This is a genomic window from Verrucomicrobiia bacterium (genome assembly GCA_035489575.1).
GTDB lineage: Bacteria > Patescibacteriota > Saccharimonadia > Saccharimonadales > JAGQNK01 > DATHJY01.
This window is the reverse complement of the sequence record DATHJY010000007.1, coordinates 25,978-46,284: the sequence shown is the minus strand read 5'-3', so window position 1 is coordinate 46,284 and position 20,307 is coordinate 25,978. Positions and strand designations below refer to the sequence as shown.

Below are 20,307 nucleotides of genomic sequence, written 5' to 3'. Positions count from 1 at the left end.
CAACATGAAAAAGGACCCTCTTATGAAAATTGCCCTCTTTGGCGGTACCTTTGATCCACCGACCCTTACCCATGAAGCGATCATTGCTGCCTGCCTGGCCATGTCAGATTTTGATCAAATCTGGATCATGCCGTCTGGCGTACGAGAAGATAAACCAGGGATGAGCAGTGACGCGTCTCGTCTAGAATTATTGGCTTGTATTGGTCAGCAGGTATTTGGTGATAATTCACGTCTGGTGATTACCGATTTCGAAATGCAGTTGCCGCGCCCAACAGAGACAATCACTACCGTGCAGGTCTTGCAAGCAACGTATCCCCAGCATGACTTTTGGTTCGTGTTTGGGGCGGATAGCTATCGGGCTATGCCAACCTGGCGGGGCGGAAAACAGTTGCAAGCAACGCTGCCGATGCTGGTTGTGGAACGTCACGGTGATAGTTGCCCACCAGCCTCTGCTGTGGTGCGTCACGTGCCTTTGCCGCAAGAGGTCCTGGACATGTGTGCATCTTCTACCAAAGTGCGCCAAGCAGTGGGCGCTGGACAGGCTATAGACGGTCTTGTGAGCAAAGCAGTCTTGGACTGTATTTTCCGACTAGGGTTGTACCACACGGTACAATAAGATCATGCAGTTGGTTGATACTCATTGCCATGTCCAGTTCTCGGACTATCAGCTTGATCCTGACGATGTTTTGGCGGCCGCGGCCGCTGACGGCGTCACGAAAGTTTTATGTGTGGGCTGTACGCTGAAGGACAGCCAGGCGGCCATAAAGTTTGCCTACGGCAGAGATAACGTATGGGCAACTATTGGGCTGCATCCGCACGAGGCGGCAACATATGTGGACGATCACCAGGCGCTGCAACAGTTCCATGATCTGGCGCGTAAGCCCAAGGTGGTGGCCATAGGGGAAGTAGGGCTGGATTATTACTATGAACACTCGCCACGCGAATCTCAGAAGAAAATGCTGAAATTTCAGCTAGATATCGCAACAGAGCACAAATTGCCGGTTATTTTCCATGTGCGCGACGCATTTGAGGACTTTTGGCCCATTTTTGACAGCTACAAGGGGTTGCGGGGAGTCATCCACAGCTTTACTGCAACAGAGGTGGAATTGGCACAGATACTAAAACGAGGGCTGTATGTGGGGATAAATGGCATTGTGACGTTCTCTAAGCAGCAGGAACAGCTAACGGCGGCCCAGAAAGTGCCAATTGATAGATTATTACTAGAAACTGATGCTCCGTACTTGACCCCTGTTCCATTCCGTGGTACAATGTGCCAGCCAAAGCATGTGCGAGTAACCGCGGAGTTTTTGGCAAAGCTTCGGGGCGAACGCCTTGAAGATTTGGCAACCGCTACAACGCACAATGCAATAGATCTATTCAACATTTAGGAGTTACATGTCTTTCCAACAACAGCCGGTTGATCCGGCAGAAATTTCGCGTGAGCAGTTTGGCCCTAGAACAGGGGCCGAGATTGTTGGTGCTGCCCGAGTAGCACACCTGGATGAAACCAGACGGCGGAGTGCGGCTGCTTTTGAAAAAATGGGTATCGTGGTAGATATGGAAACATACCGCCAAAATCGTACCGACCAGCCACAGACCCCAGAAGTACCCCAGCAAGCTATGTATGTGGATGAACGAGTTGCAGCACCTGCGCCCGTCATTGACCTAGACGCTCAACGCAGCCTTCGTGCAGCTAACGACGCAGCTGTCCCAACTGCAGAGTATGAGGATTACCATGATCTCCAAACTGGTTAAAGGCGTTATCGCCCAAAAAGAAGCTCAGCGACGAGCTGATTTGTACCGCAACCTTATCCGCCACGAAGCGCGTATTGGTGGCGAGCTATTCGGTCCGGTTGCCCAGGGCGGCCGCCGCGAGTTCTTCTGCCTAGATGAGCGCACGTGGGTATGGCACGAAGAGTGGGTTGACGAAAATGGTCAGCACCAAGCTGCTACTACTCGCTACGACATCCGTCCCAATGGCATTATCAAGTCACAGGGTGGTCAATACCGTTCGCTGACTCGCCAAGAGGCTATCAACCTGCAGAATGCTATGGAACAGTACCAGCAGCGGGTTCGTTCTGAATTGTATGCATTTGTAGTTTAGGAGGGGATGATTTCCCACTTTCAGCGGGCCCGCAACTTCATCTTTGAAAACAAAGTTTTCAAGAGAAGATTGCCTTGCAAAATGCCACTGGCATTTCTCACCTCCTAACGCGCCGAGAAACAAGTTCTCGGGCTGTTCTTCCCTCAATCAGATAAAAACTTTCTGGAGTGAATCCAGAAAGTTTTTGTAAAATATACTGGTAAAACTTATGACCAAAGAGATGAAATTGATTTATATGGATTATGCGGCGGCTACGCCCATGGACCCTGCGGTGTTGGCGGCTATGCAGCCGTACTTTATGCAGCAGTTTTATAATCCCTCGGCTCTTTATTTGTCGGCCAAGGCTGTGGCTAAAGATATTGCCACTGCGCGGGCTGGTATCGCTGGTATTTTGGGTACCCGACCGGCCGAGATTTTCTTTACAGCTGGCGGTACCGAGGCTAATAATTTGGCCATCCAGGGCATTATGCATGAGTTCCCAGAGGCCAATGTGGTGGTCAGTGCCATCGAACACGAGTCGGTCCTGCGGCCAGCCCACCAGTACGCTTGTAAAGAGACGCCGGTAGCCACCGACGGCCGGGTGGACCTGGACGCTTTGCAGAAATTGATAGACAGCAACACGATTTTGGTGAGCGTTATGTATGCCAACAACGAGATTGGTACGATTCAGCCTATTCGCCAGATTACACAGCTGGTAGAGACGGTGCGCAAGCAGCGTCAGCAGGCTGGCAACAATCTACCTCTCTATGTTCATACCGACGCCTGCCAAGCAGCCAATTATTTAGACCTGCATATCAGCCGGCTGGGCGTGGATCTGATGACCGTTAACGGTGGCAAAATCTATGGCCCCAAACAAAGTGGGTTGCTCTATGTGCGGGCGGGCGTACAACTGGCACCCCAGACCTTGGGCGGTGGGCAAGAACGTGGGCTGCGCAGCGGCACCGAAAACGTAGCTGGCATCATGGGTCTAGCCAAGGCGCTGGAATTGACCCAGGCCCGTCGGCACGATGAGACGCATCGGTTACAGGCTTTGCAGCAGCAATTTATGAAAGAACTTGAGCGGTCTATTCTGGGGGCGGTGATTAACGGTAGTAAAAAGCACCGTTTGCCAAACAATGTGCATGCGACTATTCCGGGCCAGGATAACGAGCGGCTGATTATGGCCTTAGATGAAGCAGGTATTCAAGCTGCGGCGGGCTCGGCTTGCAGCGCTAGCAACGACGAGCCGTCGCATGTGTTGCGCGCTTTGGGATTGAGCGAGCAGGATGCCCAAGCCTCCCTGCGCTTTACTATGGGCGTAGCAACCACCGCAGAAGATGTAGATACCACAGTCAAAGCTCTTGCCTCTCTGGTTGTGTAGGGGAGTAGTTTAGACTTATAATGATTATGGTTTTATTACAGAAACATGAAGACAAAGATCAAGAATCTCATCTCTCTTCCAAGGCTGCTGGCTGCCACAGGCTTGGTTTTTTTGGTGTGGCTGGGTTTGACCAATCCTTTGGGTGCTCAGACGGCTTTTATACAGGGATATGCGACTGACCAACCTCTGCAGCTGGGCTTGATTGTTCGGCTGAAGCAGGACGATGTGAATAAGGTCACTCCACTGAAGCTGGGGGAGATGGACAAGATGCATGGCGTGGTGGTGAACTCTAACGATGCCGCTGTAACGCTGTCGAGTGATGGCCAGAAAGCCTTTGTGGCCACGGCTGGGCGTTACGACGTGGTGGTCAGTTCGCAAAACGGTGACATCAAAGCGGGTGATTATGTAACCCTATCTGCCATTACAGGGGTGGGAGCCAAGGCGACCGACAAAGAACCCATGGTAGTCGGCAAAGCCCTGGCGGCCTTCGACGGCGGCAGCGTAGTGATAGGCTCGACCAAGATCAAGGATAGTGCTGGGGCCGAACGCGACGTAAAGATGGGGCGTATTGCTGTCGAGATCGGTATCTCGCGCAACCCGCTCATGAAAGGGCACGAGCCGGACCTACCTCAGTTCTTGCAGCGCGCAACAGAGGCTATTGCCGGCAAGCCGGTGGCAGCTGTTCGGGTGTACATAGGGTTGGTAGTGTTGGCTATATCGACGCTTGTGGCTGGCATTCTCATGTACGGTGGTATTCGCAGCGGTATGACTTCTATGGGGCGCAACCCCTTGGGCAAAAAGATCATCATCCGGGGCATGTTACAGGTTATTATCTCGGGGTTAATTATTTTCATATTAGGGCTTTTTGGAGTATATTTACTACTAAAGCTTTAGGACTTTCACAAAATGCACATCTTGGCCCCCGATCTGCGCTTCGCGTTCACCGTACCTCTGGTACGGCTCACTTGCGGTGCTCGCTCGGAAACCAAGCTGCACTATTTTGTGAAAAGTCCTTAAAAAGGAATTGGTGGGAACTAGCATAGTGGAATTGTGGGAACTAGCACTCATACTCGGGAGCCTATTGGCTGCCACGTTGGCATTTATTTGGATGGCCATCAGTGGCGGTGGTGGCTCTAAAAAGGGCAAGAAAGACACCAAAGACCCTTATACCGAGATGGCCGAACAAGATGTCGAGCACATCTTTAACGAGACCTTCCGCGAAGAGCTGCGCAACCGTGGCCGCCTACACTTCGAGAAAATTATTGGTGAAAATGCCATGTTCTTGCAGCAAGATCTGCGTCTGACGACCTCGCAGCTGAACGAGTTCATGAAGACCGAGATCACCAAGAAGCTGCAGGAAGAATTTGCCAAGTACGAAGAATCTATAACCGACGCCAAGCAGCTGGCTATAGATTCTATTAACAAAACCCAGGTAGCCATTGAAGAGCAGCGCAAGGCCATGAGCGCCCAGATTGCCAAAGAGCTGGGTGACGAAAAAGCTCGACTGACCAAGCGGTTCGAAGAAAATATGGCCGATATTATCAACCACTACGTACTGTCTGCCATAGGCGACCAAATAGACCTGAATGACCAGCTGGAATACATCCTGGCCGACCTGCAAGAAAACAAAGAAGCTATCATAAAAGACATCACCGAAGGAGCAGGACGCAGTGGATAAGACGACCACCATATCCTTGCCCGTACAGGTAGTCGGCCGCGTAGACGTGGGCCGATTGTTGCGTGAAGTAGAGGGGTTGGATAATTTCATGCAGCAGGCAGCTATCCGCCAGCCTGGTACTCCTCTGAAAATGCCCAAAACCAGCCGACTTATGGATGAGATGTTGGCCGGTAGCCAGCTGAACATGCTACACGAGCAAGATCGCAAACAGCTGCTGACCTTTCTGACGGCCGTAAAAGCTCGGTCGCCGGTGCTGCATATGAGTTTTGGGGCAGATCCTTCGCCACTGTTTTTGTCCAAACTGATGACTTGGCTGCGGGCAGAAATCCACCCCCAGGTGTTATTGCAAGTAGGACTGCAGCCCAACATTGGGGCGGGCATGATCATGCGTACCACCAACAAGCAGTTTGACTTTAGCCTGCGACACCGCTTCAAGAAACAACGAGATACCTTGGTCCAGCGCCTGCATGCTATGAGTGATACGCCGGTTCCGGTTGTGGCTACGGCAGTTGCAAGCGCTCCTGACACCGTTCTGGCTCCGCCAGCTCCAGCTGCTGCAGTGCCTGCGATACCCACAGGCGGTGAGACTTCCGAACAATTGGCCCAGATAGTCGAATCAGCCATTGCCCAGCTGGAGCAGCCACAGGTGGTCCCAGCTGTAGCCCCGGCGCTAGTCCAGGCTGCGCCCCAGGCCCCAGCCCCAGCAACAACAACTCCGGCCCCCGCGCCACCACCAACGGAGCACTCCGCATGACAGCCCCTACGCCTACGACACCACCAGCCCCTACCACCAGCGGCAACCAGCACTTTGATCGCTTGGTGGTGGCTGGCAATCCGGTTGGCGAAGTTATCGCCGTTGATAAGTTTTTGGTTAAGGCCAGTGGCTTACAGCCCTGTGCTGTGCACGCCCTCATCATGTTCGAGGACGGCAGCAAGGGCTTTGTGCACCAGGTACACACTGACCATATCGTTATCTTGCACTTAGGCAGCAAGACCTTACGCATTGGTATGGTAGGTGTTATTCAACACCAAGAGCTGGTGAGCAAGGTGGGCAAGGATTTTGTAGGACGGGTGATCTCTGTCACCGGCGAACCGTTGGACGGCAAGGGGCCAGTTGCGGCTGATTCTGTCTGGCCTGTCTTTAATACAGCGCCACCTCTGTACGAACGCAAGCTGCTGAGTGACCAGTTAGAGAGCGGCGTGACCACTATAGACGCCTTATTCCCGATTGTTCGCGGACAGCGCATGGCCTTGCTGGGGGACAGCAAGTCGGGCAAAAGTACGCTGGTAACCCAGCTGACCATGAACCAGAAGAACACCGACCAAGTGGTGGTGTATGTGCTGATTGCCAAGCGTCGCAGCGATGTAGACACGCTGCTAACCCGCCTGAACGAGACGGGTGGTATGGAAAAGGCCATTGTGATTGTGAGCACCATGTTCGAGTCGCTTATCATGAGCTATTTGGCGCCCTATGTGGGCTGTGCCATGGCTGAATACCTGTGGCAGAAGTGTGACCAAGATACCATTATTATCTATGACGATCTGACCAGTCATGCCCATGCCTACCGCGAGGTTGCGTTGCTATCTGGTGTCTCGCCTGGTCGCGACAGCTATCCTGGTGACATGTTCTATGCCCACTCTAGCTTGCTAGAGCGAGCTGGCCGGCTGGATCGCAATGGCAAGCATCTGACGAGCATTCCGGTGGTAAATGCGGCTGGTGGTGATATTACCGCTTATTTACCTACTAACATTATGTCTATTACAGATGGTCAGTGGATATTGGACATGGACATCTTCCGCAATGGTATTCGTCCTGCCCTGAACATTGGACTGAGTGTGACGCGTGCCGGTGGTATTGGCCATAACAAGCGCCAAAAGGCCCTGGCTTCACAAACGCTGAAACTGTTGGCAGACTACCGTCAGGCTGAAGAGTTCAGCCACTTTGGTACCGAACTGGCCGCCGAAGCTAAGCGCGCCCTGAGTGTGGGTAAGCAAGTCTTTGAGCTGGTCACTCAGGCGCCCACCGATACCTTTTCGCTCATCTGCCAGCAGCTTATGCTGGACCTGGTGCTGAACAACGAAGTCGGTAGCACACTGGACGTAGCGGCTATGAAGCTGAACGTCAAAGAATTTGCTGCCAAGATCAAGGCCGACGAAGATTACGACAAAGTCCGTGACGAACTAAAGGCCAAAGTGACCAGCGCACCTGCCATGCCCAGTGTGGCACCCGCCCCAGTCACCGCCAAAGACCAAAAGAATTCCAAGGAAGACAAAAAACACGACAAAAAAGAGGAAAAGAAAGAAGAAAAGTCCGCCGAGAAAACAGAGGTTAAAAAATGAGTAAGCGGCCAAACGAGCTAGAACGCGAAGAAATGGCCATGGGCACTCTGGTAGAACTAACCAGCGTGTTCGAGGGTATTGCCAGTATGCGTATTGCGCAGATCAAAAACCAGGTGCTGCAGGCGACTCAATTCTTTAACGAGCTGTGGGCTATTTATTCGCAGCTGCGCGTGGGTAGCTACTTTGGCTTTGGTCGCTCCCAGGCAGAGCAGGCCGAGATCATTCAAAAAGAACTGTACGTTATTATCACTGCCGAGGGTGGCTTTAGCGGTGACATTGACCAAAAGCTGATTGCTCTTATGTTGCAAACCTTTAACGCTGACCAAAACGATATCATTGTGATTGGCCACCACGGTGCTATCCAGTTGGCCCAGCGCGGTATCATGTACAAAAAATACTTTAAGTTGCCAACCCGCGACCAAAATATCAATGTCATGCCTATCATTCGCGAAGCCCAAAGATACAAATCTACCAGTGTCTTTTCGCAGGAATATCTATCGCTTATGAGCCAAGACGTCAAGAGGATCGAGCTATCAGCCGCGGTGCAGCAGAAGGGCACCAATGCCGAAAAGGCTGATGAGTTGATCACCGAGACCAACTATATATTTGAGCCAACTACCTATGACGTCGTCGATCACCTGGAACGCTCGATGATGCAGATTGCGGTTAGCCAGCTCATTTTGGAATCTAAGCTGGCCCAGTATGCCAGCCGCTTTAGGGCTATGAGCGCCTCGCACCAGCGGGCTGACGAGGCTAAGGCAGATCTGCACCTGGCTTATAACCGAGCCAAGCGCGGTATCAAAGATGAACGCCTGAAGGAAATTATCAACGGCCTAAAGAAGGCTCAAGTGGGGACAGCAAGCTAATGTCCGTGTACTCATATTTGCACCTCTCTTTGCGCTGCGGGCTCGCCCAAGCCGCCAAAAATACTTCTCGTCTCGGCGGTGTACGCCCGGTACCCTTTCTCACCGATAAGCATTTTTGCCTGGCCTGGATCAAGCCCTCGCATGCAAAGGAGGCACAAATATGAGTACGGGAACAGTCATTTCGATCAAAGACCTAGTGGTTCGCGCTCAGTTTGATGGCGAATCTCCAGCTCTGGGCGAACTGATAGAGGTAGATAATGGGTTTCAGACCGAGCTGCTGGTAGACCACCTAGAACCCGGTGGTGTAGCCATGTGCCTAAACATTCGAACCGACCGGCGTATCCAAAAAGGCATGGTGGTAACCCGGACCAATCACGGTATCGAGATCCCAGTGGGGACACCTATTATTGGTCGCATCCTGAATGCTCTGGGTGATCCGCTGGACGGCAAGCCGGCGATTCCGGTCGAGGGTCTGACAAAGAGGGATATCCTAAAACTGCCGGGCCGTTCGACCAAGTTCGATATTCAGAAACCAGAAATCCTCGAAACAGGCATCAAAGTTATCGACTTCTTTACGCCGTTTGTAAAGGGCCGCAAGATCGGTATTATCGGTGGTGCTGGTGTGGGTAAAACAGTGCTGACCATGGAGCTCATCAACAACATTGCAAAATCAGGCAGCGGCCTCAGCTTCTTTGCCGGTATTGGTGAGCGTATTAGGGAAGGTCACGAACTGTGGGATACTTTGCGTGAGAACGACCTGCTCAAAAACACCTGCATGTTCTTTGCGCAGATGAATGAAAACCCGGTGCAGCGTTCGCTGATTGCTATCTCGTCTGTAGCTGCTGCCGAGCATTTTCGTGACGACGAGCACAAAGACATCTTGTTCTTTGCTGACAATATGTACCGCTACATTCAGGCCCGGAATGAGCTGGCTACTATCTTGGATCAGGTGCCCAACGAAGGCGGGTACGAGCCCACGGTCTTTTCTGACGTAAAGGTTTTGCAGGATCGTCTGAGTTCTAACGAAAACGGCTCTATTACTTCGGTCCAGACCATCTATGTCCCGGCCGATGACTTGTCTGACCCGGCCGTACAGCTGATCCAGCACGAGCTAGACAGTACTATTGTGCTATCCCGCAAAGTTGCCGAGCAAGGTGTGCGTCCGGCTGTTGATCTGTCCCAGACTACTTCTTCCCTGCTGACGCCTGACGTGGTGGGGGACAGGCATTATGTGTTGAGCGTGCAGGCTCAGGCGCTGCTGCAAAAGTACAATTCGCTCAAGAGCATCATTGCCATTATTGGCGAGAACGAGCTGTCTGCGGCTGACCGTGCTGACTATGCCAAGGCCAAAAAGCTCATCACCAACTTCACTCAGAATATGTCGGTCATGACCAAGCACACTGGTGTGCCGGGTGATTTTTTTACCCGCGAACAAACCTTGCAGTCCATAGAAGAAATCATCGCCTGATTGCACATTGCAGTTAAAAGCTTGCATACTGCAGTCACTTGCAGTACAGTAGTAGGTATTATGAGTAATGCAACTGTAACTATTAGAACCGACGCTAAAACTAAACAGCAGATAGCAGACTTTGCTGCCTCTGTTGGTTTGTCTACTACCAGCCTCATGCTGGCGGCCACCATGCAAGCCGTGCGCACGGGCGAAGTACGGCTTACCTCCAGCCTTGAACCTACTCCCTATCTGGAAGAGATCATCAAGGAGGCAGAAGCAGACTATAAAGCTGGCCGCAATAGTACCACTACTACCACAGTGGAGGAGACGCTTGAGCACCTTAGGTCGTTATGATAACAACTACCTTTCATGAGTCGTTTGATAAGCAGTATAAAGATCTAAGACTGGCGTAAAAGAGACGTTTCGAAGAGGCAATTGCATTATTTAAAATCGAGCCTCATCATCCCGATTTGTATAATCATGCACTCTTGGGCAAGTGGAGGGGTCATCGCTCTATTGCTTTTTTGGGGGTGACTGGCGGGCGCACTATTTGCTGCAAGGCGAAAACCATGTGCTTTTTGTGGCTATCGGAACTCACGCTCAACTTTATAAGTAATCGATATGATCTAGCTCGCTCAGAGTTTGGAGGCATAAACTCGGCAACACCAAGCAGCTGCTTGGTTTATAATACTGCTTATGCAAGAAGAAAAGATGGTCATTCCCAAGAAGGAAGTGGAAATTCCAAAGGGGAAAATGCATGTCAAAGTGTATGCGCCGTTCAAAACTTATTACGATGGCATTGCTGACAGTATCTCGGCTACTAATGACACGGGGCCTTTTGATATTTTGCCACGGCACCATAACTTCATGACGTTGCTGAGTGCGGGCGATATTATTGTGCGCAGCGACAAGGGCGAAGAAAAAGTAGCTATCCAGCGCGGCATCATGCACGTCAAAGCCGATCGCGTGGTTGTATTCCTAGACGTATAGGCTCGTTATTTTAAGTGCTTGTGCCCCACACCCCCAGACAGGCGGTTGAAAAAACAGGACTGCCCAAAATAACCAAATCACCGGTGCCTCCGGAACTCCTTTCAGTCGGCCCGCAAGGGGCTGGTCCTCACCACGCGGTTAGATTTGGTTATTTTGTTCAATCAGTTTTTCAAAGCCTGATCTGAGGGTATGAGGCGCAAGCCGCTCACGCTGAGCACTCCCAAGAAGACAGTCCGCTCTCCAAGGTCTAGCGGTGCGGCTTACCTCTCCTGCGACCAGATCAGGCTTTGTGGAAACTGATTGGCTAGCCAGCGAGATGATACCTGCGGTCCGAGGATGTTTGACCGTAGGGAGTTCCGCAGGAGCCAGATAGTATCTCGCTGGCTGGACAGTCATGTTTCTGCAATCGCCTGTCTGGCGCAGGAGAGGTAAGCACTTCTTTACATGTCATCGATGTTTTATTTTTAACACAAGCTTTGTGCAATCTAGTATACTTTGTATCGTAATATATAAGGAGCGATACATGCGGGCATATGAAGCGGTGGCTGGGTTTGGTCTTTCGCTTGCAGTTGGTGTAGGGCTTGGTGCGGCGGTTGAAAATCATACGAACGAGATTGCAGAAGGCAAAATTATTACGGCCGAGACATGCCGGGATCTGGAGAACGAGCAACAGGATACCATTAGCAAGAAAATGGTTGAGTGCATGGAAGACGGCGTTCCCGGAGGACAGAAAATTGGTGGTGATAACTTTGATGAGGGTGATCCCATCGAATTTGTTGACTCTTATATAGATGCTCAAGAGCATGAGGCCGCGCAGATTGAGCTGGGGCGACTGGTGGTATGGTCTATTGTGCCCGATGCGATAGCTGTGGCGTGGATTGGGACGGGACTCAGTTAGTCGATGGCGATATAGTCAATGGCAAAGTTTTGCCCGGCTGGTGCGGGGTTGGTGGTGCATACTGAGAAGTCGGTAGTACTGCGGTTGATGTAGTAGTTGAGTCCGGCAGCCGCAGAGCCTACGGGCGTAATGATGATGTGGGGCGTCGAATTGAATTTGACGGCAAAGGTAACGGTTGCAAAGCAGCCCGCACCGGGTGCCCCACCAGTATTAACGGTGAGTGTTCCGGCCGTGTCGGTGCCGCTGATGGATGAGGTGCCACCGTTGCCCAGGGCGGTACCATTGGTGCGTCCGGGTGTGGGTCCGCCGGCGTCGATGTGTCTGATGAGGGATAGATCGCTGTTAAGCTGCAGGCTCTGAGCAGTGATCTGCGGTGCCGAGATAGGTCCGCCAAAAGTTGCACCGCCACTGACGGCCACGTTCTTCTGAACGGTCAGGGTGCCTTGCACATTGGTGTCGCCGGCTATGGAGAGCTTGTTGGCCTGCAACTGGTCAAAGTTGCTGGTACCGGCTACGGTCAGGCCTGGCAGGCTCAGGGCACCGCCAACTTTGATGGTACCAGCCACGTCCAAGCTGTCGCGGATGAGTACTTTGCCAGAAAAGATGGCGTTGGATTCTATGGACAGTGTTTGTTTGGGGTCGCCTACTTTTGTCTCGCTGTTGCTTATGGTGTCTAGGGCTTCCTGGGTAAGCTCTTGGGTGGCAATGGTTGGTGTTTCTAGTGCTTTTTTGTTGCGCTGCATGCCCACGAACACCACGACTGCGGCAATGATAATAATCAGCATAAACAGCAACAGATAAATGTTGATGTGGCTGACTAGGCGTTGTAGTAACGAGCCTGTTTTTTTGGGTTTTTCAGGTTTGGGGGCAGCTGCGTCAGGCTTGGGCTCGGCACCCAAAGAAGCAGGCTCGCTGCCGCCAGCCGAGTCGCCATCCGCAGGGCCTTCCAGCGAATTTACCTCATTCGGGTCTTGTACCGGTTCTTCCATGCCTAAACTTTCGTTGATCTCTTTACGTTTATGATACCACGGGCCGTGAAGCATAAACAGATTGCGAAAAGGTGTAAAGTAGGACAAAATATTCATGACATGAGGGTTCGAGCCTATTCCAGATCTCCAATTTCGCGCCAAAACCGCCCCTTCCGGCGTCAATTCGCCTTGGCTTCCGAGCCGTACCTATGGGTACGGTTCAAAACCCAGAACGAATTGTCACTCGAAATGGATCACTTTTGGCATCAAAAGCGAGATCTGGAACAGGCTCTTAGGAAAATAAAGCGTCTTTGGACTATGCTGCTGGCAAGTCTGCTATGGGTGCCGGTACCTGTCGCTGCCCAGTCCTCGTCCTCTAGTAATTACAAAGTAGATCAAACAATATTTAGCACCGGCAGCGAACAAGACTTGCAGTCTGGCCAGTATAAAGCTCAGGCCACATTAGGCGATTTAGGAGTGGGCAATACGTCTAGCCTGAACTACCAGGCCTATGCTGGTTTTAATACCACGGACGAGCCGTACCTGGAGTTTGTAGTAACCGGCAACAATGTAGACCTAGATTATCTAGATGTGGGGCAGACCAAAACAGCCAACGGCAACTTTTATATACGCGCCTGGCAGGCCAACGGATATGTGGTAACTACTGAGTCTGATCCGCCCACTAACCTAACCTTTCCTGCCGAGCAGATAGACCCCATGGTCACTCCTGCTGCCTCGTCGGTAGGCACTGAGCAGTTTGGCATGAATCTGGTGGCTAACACTGCTCCTGCTACCTTTGGGGCGGTGCCTCAGCAGGTTCCAGACAATACCTTCTCGTTCGGTGTGGCAGCTACGGGCTACGACGTGGCTAATTCTTTTAAGTATATAAAGGGTGATATCGTTGCGCAGTCACCCAAAAGCACCAGCGTGACTATATATACTCTGTCTTATATATTTAATATCGACGACGACACGACATCGGGCCAGTACAACTTCAACCACGTGCTAGTCGCCACGGCTACCTACTAGAACTTAAATAAACCTTAACCAGGCCTAACAGGGTAATCTACGAAATATTTCACAATCTGTGGATAATTGTACCCAAAAAGTGCTTGTGCTTGATTAAATGGCATGGTAATTTGAATGAGTAAATCCAAAAAACAAAAATATACCTGAGTCAAATTAGTCAGGTACCAATTAAAAAGGAGAACCAGTCTATGGTTTTAGCACACAAGCTAAAACGGCCTAAAGCTCTTGCTGCGGCTGCTCTCTTGATTCTGGCTAGCGCTGTTCCAATTTTTACCCAAGACGCCCACGCGTATGGACTGATTGGACTCCGCAAAATTACTATGAGTAGTTCGGCCAATGGTACCCTCACTGCCGGTCAGGATGTTACCTATGAAGTTGACTTTGACGTTGCCACTACCTCGACCCTAAACGGCCTGGTGGTAGATTTTTGCGCTAACTCACCTATCGTTGGCGAGGCTTGTACGCCCCCGACCGGGTTTGATATTGATGCCGCCAACTTGGCAGTCACTATCAATGCCGGTCTGACGTCATTTGCAAAAGACACGGGCGAGAGTGACGCTAACACCTTGGTACTAAACGCCTCGTCACCTTGGTCTGCAACGGCCAACGACAGTGCTACCTTTACGCTTGGAACAGCAGCTGTTAACGACGGCATAGACAACCCAGAGAATGCCAACACCACCTTTTATGCACGTATCCTGACCTTTACAACTACTGCTGGTGCTGACAACTACGACTCTGCCACTGCCGGACCAGGCAACGTCAACAACCCTGGTGCCGAGCCACCTGTGGTAGATGCTGGTGGTATCGCCATGAGTACGGCTGCCCAGATCACGGTAACCTCTAAGGTGCAGGAAAAACTGACCTTCTGCGTCTATACTTCTGCTGTTAACTACGCCAACTGTACGGTGAGTGGCACGGCGGTCATCTTGGGTGATACCAACGGCGTGCTAGATACTGCCGGACCATATGTTGATAAGACGACTAAATATAATGTAGCTACCAATGCTTCGCAGGGTGCTGCCATACGTATAAAGGGCGACACGCTCAAGACCGGGTCATTCGACATCGCACCGTTCGGCGCAGCTGCAGCCAGTAGTGCTGCAAATACCGAGCAGTTCGGATTCTGTACCTACCGCGATGCGGGTGGCGGCGCAGCCGGACTAACCGCTACGACTCCATATGACTCTGCTCCTTGCAGTAGCACGACCCAAACGGCCGGTACGGCCTCTACTGGTGGTGTCGGTACAGCCCAATTCGCCTTCGACACCAACGGTACCGACGGAACTATGTCTACCTACGGCGACCCCTTTGCCAGCAAGCCTGCCGGCGACTTCTCGACCGGCGTCATCGTCCTGGCGGCTAACATCGCCAACACTACCGAAGCCGGCATATACACGACCGTACTGACCTTTATTGCCACCGGTACTTACTAAAACAACAGCCTATTTTATCCCCCAGCTTAAGCTAAAACAAAAAGGAGTATGCACTAACAAAGACGCTCACTTTCGCAGAATGAGTATTCGGACCTCCCAAGGTTCTTACTCAGTATAGTCGATGAGCTGCTAAAAGTGCTACTGGTTTTACGCTAACGGGCAGTGGATGAAATAGGGTTAAGAGCAATCGTGACTGACCGCTCTAACATACATGTGCACCAGCCAGCCGGCTCCCGAGCAGAGCTCGTGACCCTGCTGTCTTCTTGGCACCCAGCACATTTTTCAGCTGTGGTACTCCCTTCACCGTACTTTGGTACGGCTCGGTCCGTTCCTCGCTGAGAAAATGCACTGTGCGCTCAAGTGCAAATGTATGTCATCTGAATAAGGCAGCTACCCACGTGTAGTGGCTTGTTTGCTTATGGACGAGCGGGTAACCGCTAGGGCCATGTTTGCATATACGCCCCCCGTTTGTGAGTAGGCCTGTATAATCCGCACTGAGAAATCCACAGTGCTTATTCGCGTTGTACAAAAAGCTTGTGCTGCCCCTTTGCTTATGCTAATCTTCACCTAGTTACATTCATTTAAAAAACAAAATGACAGGGGAGAAAACAGTGTTCGCGAGGGTGAAAAAATCGGGCACTTTGGTAATAGCAAGTGTACTCGTTGTTGCGAGCATACTGCCTTTGCTGAGACCGCAAAAAGCTGAAGCCTACGGCTCCATAACATCACGCAAGATTACCATGAGCAGCTCGGCTACTGGTTCTGCCGCAGCCGGCCAAGACGTTACTTATGAAGTTAGCTTTAACGTTGCCACCGATGCTCAGGATATCTCTGGTGTGGTAGTAGATTTTTGTTCTAACACCCCTATTATTGGCGACAGTTGTACTGCTCCTACGGGTTTTGACCTGAATATTACTAACCTGGCCATAAACATTTCGTCTGGTCTGACGGGTTTCACGAAAGATACTGGTGACAGTGACGCTAACACGCTGGTATTCACAAATGCCGTAACTCCCTACAACCCTGGTGCGGCTGCTCCCCAGGTGTTTACGCTGGGAACTGGCGCCGTTAGTGACGGCGTAACTAACCCAACCAACTCGAACACCACTTTTTATGCACGTATCATCACCTTTACTACGGCTGCAGGGGCCGAAAACTACGATTCTGCTACCCCTGGACCAGGTAACGTCAATAATCCTGGTGCCGAGCCTCCTGTGATAGACGCCGGTGGTATAGCACTCAGTACTGCTGCACAGATTGTCGTGACCTCCAAGGTGCAGGAACGCTTGTTCTTCTGTGTCTACACGACTGGTGTCGGCAACAACTGTACGACCAAGTCCGGCACTACGGTCACGCTAGGGGATACCAATGGTGTGCTTGATCCAACTGGCCCCTATGTAGATAAAAGTGCCAAATACTCCATAACGACTAACGCGTCCGGGGGTGCGGTGATTCGCCTGAAGGGGGTGACGCTCACGAGTGGCAGTAACACCATAGACGCTATTGGTGGTACGCCTGTGGCTAGCGCCGCTACTACTGAGCAGTTTGGATTCTGTACCTACCAATCCGCAGGTAGCGGTCTAACTGCAGACCCTGTTTACGACGGCGATTCAGTAGGCAGTAACCCGGCCGACTGCACGGGCACTACCCAAAGCGCAGGCACGGGTACGACTGGCGGTGCGGGCACTACAGACTTTGCCTATGACACGAGCGGCTCCGGTACGACCTCTACCTACGGCGACGACATTGCCAGTAAGATAGCGGGGGACTACTCTACAGGTACCATGGTGTTCATCGGCAACATCAGTAACACTACCGAGGCCGGTATCTATACGACGACACTGACATTTGTCGCCACCGGCACCTACTAGTTACGTTACAATTAGCATATGCGGTTTCTATATAAGGACAGGCGTAAGGCTTGGCATTACATGGTGGTAGCCATTGGTTACGCGTGCACTTTCTTGGTGCCGGTAACAGGGCATGCGCAGATTTTGCAGATGTCCGAGCGTTATGACATGATCTCTGACTCTACTGTTAGCTCGGTGGCTATCCATAAGTTTGGGTTTACATACAACGATCTGAGTAACCCGGTAGGGTCGGTGGTATTTGAATTTTGTTCTAACAGTCCACTAACTGCCTTGCCTTGCACAGTACCAACCGGTTTGGACGTGGACAACGCGGTACTTTTTACGCAGGCAGGGCTGACGGGCTTTAACATAAACGGGGCAGCTACCACGCCTAACAAATTGGTGATCAATCGGGGGCCTGTTACGCCCACGCCGGCTAACGCGGTATCTGAGTACCATTTTAATAACATTACCAATCCTGACGCAGAGGGAAGCTACTATGTTCGCCTGCAAACTTTTGGCAGTAGCGACGGCACGGGGACCGCTCTAGAAGAAGGTGGAGTGGTGTTCGTTATGAATGATATGTTTGACGTGTCGGCAGAGGTCCCGCCCTACCTGCGGTTTTGCGCGTCGGTGACTGTTACTGCCTTTGATTGCTCTACGGCTACCAGCTTTTTTATAGATTTTGGTGAATTTTCACGCACGCAAGCGCGCTTTGCTTCGTCCGAGATGGTGGTGGCCACCAATGCCTCGTTTGGGTTTAGTATTGCTCTGGCGGGAACTACCCTGACATCTGGTAACAATTTTATCCCGTCACTCGCCGTGCAGGCACCGTCCAGCCCAGGCAACAGCCAGTTTGGGCTGAACCTGCGAGCAAACACCAATCCCAGTATTGGCGCCGAGCCGGTAGGACCTGGGGTGTCGGCGCCAACGCCGGAGTACAACACGCCAAATCAGTATAGGTTTACGCAGGCAGACAACGTCGTAACCTCGACCACTACGACCGACAACCGCAAATTTACTGTTAGTTATGTTGCCAACGTCAGTGCTCAGCAAAGTGCTGGTATCTATGCTACGACCATCACTTTTATTGCGCTGGCCAATTTCTAAGAGCCTCTCCACGTCTCCCTGTGACGAGCGAATCCCAAGCAGCTGCCATGATTTTGTACCTGTTTTCTTGGCTTTTGGTCGTACCCATCGGTACGAACCGAAAACAAAAAACAGGTACAAAGTGGCAGAACTTGGGATTTTAGCCGACAGGGAGATGTGGAGAGGCTCTAAAGGGGGTATACCCTTCAGGGTAACTCTTATGTTAAGATACTTTTAACAGTGAATAAGCTAAAAGGGATGACTAAGTGAGGGGAGTACTGAAGCGCGGACTTCTGTTCGTGTCCGGACTGGTTATGATACTGGGGCTGGGAAGCGGCCTGGCGACAGCCCAAACGGCTGGATCGGCAGGTAACGGTTTTCGGGTGTCGCCGGTACGCAGCGAGTTTGTGATCGACAAGGGTGCTACCGAAAGTATGACCATTACAGTCGAAAACCCCACCGACGGCACGGTCATAGCTAAGCCTATTGTGAACGATTTTGTGGCCAGTGATAAAGAAGACGGCGAGCCTCGGCTGATTCTGGACGACAAGGCGCCAAAGCCACGCAACAGCTTTAAGGACCTGGTCAGAAACCTGCCAGACTTGCAGCTAGGTCCACGCCAAAAGAAAGATCTGCAAGTGAATATCTCGGTACCTAAAGGCGGCAATGCCGGTGGTTACTATGGCGCCGTTCGGTTTGTGCCGGCTGGTACGGCAGGCAGCGGTAACGTTGGCCTGACGGCGAGCGTAGGTACTATTATTTTGGTCAAGGTGCCTGGCGACCTAAATGAAAAACTCAGCCTGGTGCAACTGGGTGCAGCGCAGGGTGGTAAGGTCAAAGGCTTTATGAGGGGCGGAAACGTTACCGTACTGACACGCCTGAAAAACGTCGGCGACATCCATGTTCAGCCATTCGGTAAAGTCACTATAAAAAGCATGTTTGGCAAAACAGTTAAAGAGTTCGAGCTGAACGCAACCGACCCACGAGCAAACATCTTGCCAGACAGTACCCGTAAGTTTGAAGACGCTATTGAAAAACCAGGGCGGGGTTGGTTTGGTCGCTACACCATAGCTGCCAATATTGGCTATAGCCAGGGCAGCGGCGACTTGATTTCTACTACCAAGACGTTTTGGTACTTGCCTACTTGGTTCCTGATCCTGATAGTGGTCCTGATTCTGGCAATTGTGGGCGCGGTGCTGTACTTTGTGAAATTCCGTGGCGGTGGTGGTCGGCGTGGGCGCCGGGGTCGCGGTGTGAATACACCTCATTCTCCATCAGTCAGACGTTTCTAAACGCTTGAGCTTATCTGGCTCTAACCGTACACTAGTTAGTAACATGCGTGGATTTAAGACCTTTGTTGCAGCTCTGGGCTGTCTGCTCCTAGCAGTTCCTGCTACGGCATTTGCGCAGGTAGAGAACCCACAGAGTGGTGCCGTGGGTATGCAGGGTACCATTTCGCAGCCGCCACCCACCCGTGGGGCCACTATCAGTGTGCCTAGCAGCGGGCAATCTTTTAGCCAGATTCCTATTACCGTCAGCGGCTTGTGCCCCGGTGATTTATTGGTAAAGATTTTCAAGAACAATGTCTTTGCCGGTTCTGCGCAGTGTAGAAATGGCAGCTATTCGGTGATCCTAGACTTGTTTACGGGTGCAAACGAACTGGTCGCTCGGGTGTATGACGCCTTGGACCAACCTGGCCCGGATTCTAATACAGTGAGTGTGACATTTGTAGACGCTCGGGCCAACGTGACTACTCGGCCTACCCTGACCAGTAACTTTGCCAAGCGCGGCGTTAATCCCAAGCAAGAACTGGTCTGGCCCATTGTGCTATCCGGCGGTTCTGGGCCATACGCCATTAGCGTAGATTGGGGTGACGGCAAGCCACCAGATCTTATGAGCCTGGGCTTTCCGGGGCCATTCAATATTAAGCATGCCTATGATTCTGCCGGTGTTTACAACGTAGTAGTCAAGGCAGTAGACCGTGACGGTGGTACCGCCTTCTTGCAGCTGGTGGCAGTAGCTAATGGTCCACTCAGCCAGGACCAGGGGCAAAATAAAGAAGAAGATAAAACCGGTGAAACCAAGACAGTTATACTGTGGCAACCGGCAGCCATACTGATACCTATGATGCTGTCTACCTTTTGGCTGGGTCGCAAGTATGAGCTGAAATACCTCAAGAAAAAGATAGAACGCGGCGAACGCCCGTTCTAGCCCGATGAGAGAGGTTGCAAAAGCTACGATCGGTATTG

At 51.7% G+C, this 20,307-nt stretch carries 21 protein-coding genes; 20 read left to right on the top strand and 1 reads right to left on the bottom strand.

Going from position 1 to position 20,307, the window contains the following annotated elements:
- Nucleotides 1–4 precede the first annotated feature (4 nt).
- The 14 genes from VK694_03325 to VK694_03260 all read left to right on the top strand — a co-directional run bounded on the left by VK694_03325 (nt 5) and on the right by VK694_03260 (nt 11,686).
- Complete coding sequence (locus VK694_03325) at nt 5–616, top strand: nicotinate-nicotinamide nucleotide adenylyltransferase (protein HTE57752.1); 612 nt, start codon at nt 5–7, stop codon at nt 614–616.
- A gap of 4 nt (nt 617–620) precedes the next feature.
- Entirely contained in the window at nt 621–1,388 is a 768-nt protein-coding gene (locus VK694_03320; GenBank protein ID HTE57751.1) for a TatD family hydrolase, read from the top strand.
- Between the two features lie 7 nt (nt 1,389–1,395).
- Nucleotides 1,396–1,755: a hypothetical protein gene (locus VK694_03315; GenBank protein ID HTE57750.1), complete on the top strand. Its 360-nt coding sequence runs from the start codon at nt 1,396–1,398 to the stop codon at nt 1,753–1,755.
- A complete protein-coding gene (locus VK694_03310) occupies nt 1,736–2,104 on the top strand; it encodes a hypothetical protein (GenBank protein ID HTE57749.1) in 369 nt (122 codons plus the stop codon). Before VK694_03315 ends, VK694_03310 begins: the two co-directional genes overlap by 20 nt.
- Before the next feature lie 220 nt (nt 2,105–2,324).
- Nucleotides 2,325–3,464 (top strand): cysteine desulfurase family protein, encoded by a 1,140-nt coding sequence (locus tag VK694_03305; protein HTE57748.1) that lies wholly within the window; start codon nt 2,325–2,327, stop codon nt 3,462–3,464.
- A 45-nt stretch (nt 3,465–3,509) separates the two neighbouring features.
- Nucleotides 3,510–4,358, top strand: coding sequence for a hypothetical protein (locus tag VK694_03300; GenBank protein ID HTE57747.1), 849 nt, complete (start codon nt 3,510–3,512; stop codon nt 4,356–4,358).
- 148 nt (nt 4,359–4,506) lie between these two features.
- Nucleotides 4,507–5,142 carry a hypothetical protein gene (locus VK694_03295; protein ID HTE57746.1) on the top strand — a complete coding sequence of 212 codons (636 nt, stop codon included), beginning with the start codon at nt 4,507–4,509 and terminating at the stop codon, nt 5,140–5,142.
- Nucleotides 5,135–5,896, top strand: coding sequence for a hypothetical protein (locus VK694_03290; protein ID HTE57745.1), 762 nt, complete (start codon nt 5,135–5,137; stop codon nt 5,894–5,896). Before VK694_03295 ends, VK694_03290 begins: the two co-directional genes overlap by 8 nt.
- Nucleotides 5,893–7,482 carry a sodium-transporting two-sector ATPase gene (locus VK694_03285; GenBank protein ID HTE57744.1) on the top strand — a complete coding sequence of 530 codons (1,590 nt, stop codon included), beginning with the start codon at nt 5,893–5,895 and terminating at the stop codon, nt 7,480–7,482. The genes VK694_03290 and VK694_03285 overlap by 4 nt, the downstream gene beginning before the upstream one ends.
- The gene (locus VK694_03280; GenBank protein ID HTE57743.1) at nt 7,479–8,348 is read left to right on the top strand and encodes a F0F1 ATP synthase subunit gamma; all 870 of its coding nucleotides are present in this window, start codon (nt 7,479–7,481) and stop codon (nt 8,346–8,348) included. Before VK694_03285 ends, VK694_03280 begins: the two co-directional genes overlap by 4 nt.
- Nucleotides 8,349–8,508: 160 nt before the next feature.
- Nucleotides 8,509–9,816 carry a F0F1 ATP synthase subunit beta gene (locus VK694_03275; GenBank protein HTE57742.1) on the top strand — a complete coding sequence of 436 codons (1,308 nt, stop codon included), beginning with the start codon at nt 8,509–8,511 and terminating at the stop codon, nt 9,814–9,816.
- Between the two features lie 60 nt (nt 9,817–9,876).
- Nucleotides 9,877–10,152 (top strand): hypothetical protein, encoded by a 276-nt coding sequence (locus VK694_03270; protein ID HTE57741.1) that lies wholly within the window; start codon nt 9,877–9,879, stop codon nt 10,150–10,152.
- 342 nt (nt 10,153–10,494) lie between these two features.
- Nucleotides 10,495–10,788: a hypothetical protein gene (locus tag VK694_03265; protein HTE57740.1), complete on the top strand. Its 294-nt coding sequence runs from the start codon at nt 10,495–10,497 to the stop codon at nt 10,786–10,788.
- Nucleotides 10,789–11,311: 523 nt separating this feature from the next.
- A complete protein-coding gene (locus VK694_03260) occupies nt 11,312–11,686 on the top strand; it encodes a hypothetical protein (GenBank protein ID HTE57739.1) in 375 nt (124 codons plus the stop codon).
- On the opposite strand, the gene VK694_03255 is transcribed toward VK694_03260, so the two are convergent.
- Nucleotides 11,683–12,675 carry a hypothetical protein gene (locus tag VK694_03255; protein HTE57738.1) on the bottom strand — a complete coding sequence of 331 codons (993 nt, stop codon included), beginning with the start codon at nt 12,673–12,675 and terminating at the stop codon, nt 11,683–11,685. The genes VK694_03260 and VK694_03255 overlap by 4 nt on opposite strands.
- Before the next feature lie 297 nt (nt 12,676–12,972).
- Here VK694_03255 and VK694_03250 point away from each other — a divergent pair, with 297 nt between their 5' ends.
- The 6 genes from VK694_03250 to VK694_03225 all read left to right on the top strand — a co-directional run bounded on the left by VK694_03250 (nt 12,973) and on the right by VK694_03225 (nt 20,269).
- A complete protein-coding gene (locus VK694_03250; protein ID HTE57737.1) occupies nt 12,973–13,683 on the top strand; it encodes a hypothetical protein in 711 nt (236 codons plus the stop codon).
- Nucleotides 13,684–13,871: 188 nt separating this feature from the next.
- Entirely contained in the window at nt 13,872–15,119 is a 1,248-nt protein-coding gene (locus tag VK694_03245; protein ID HTE57736.1) for a hypothetical protein, read from the top strand.
- 683 nt (nt 15,120–15,802) lie between these two features.
- On the top strand, nt 15,803–16,990 hold the full coding sequence (locus VK694_03240; GenBank protein ID HTE57735.1) for a hypothetical protein: 1,188 nt from the start codon (nt 15,803–15,805) through the stop codon (nt 16,988–16,990).
- A gap of 18 nt (nt 16,991–17,008) precedes the next feature.
- Nucleotides 17,009–18,079 (top strand): hypothetical protein, encoded by a 1,071-nt coding sequence (locus tag VK694_03235; protein HTE57734.1) that lies wholly within the window; start codon nt 17,009–17,011, stop codon nt 18,077–18,079.
- 245 nt (nt 18,080–18,324) lie between these two features.
- Nucleotides 18,325–19,350, top strand: a complete 1,026-nt coding sequence (locus tag VK694_03230) for a hypothetical protein (protein HTE57733.1) — start codon at nt 18,325–18,327, stop codon at nt 19,348–19,350.
- 43 nt (nt 19,351–19,393) lie between these two features.
- Nucleotides 19,394–20,269, top strand: a complete 876-nt coding sequence (locus VK694_03225) for a hypothetical protein (GenBank protein HTE57732.1) — start codon at nt 19,394–19,396, stop codon at nt 20,267–20,269.
- Nucleotides 20,270–20,307: the final 38 nt, after the last annotated feature.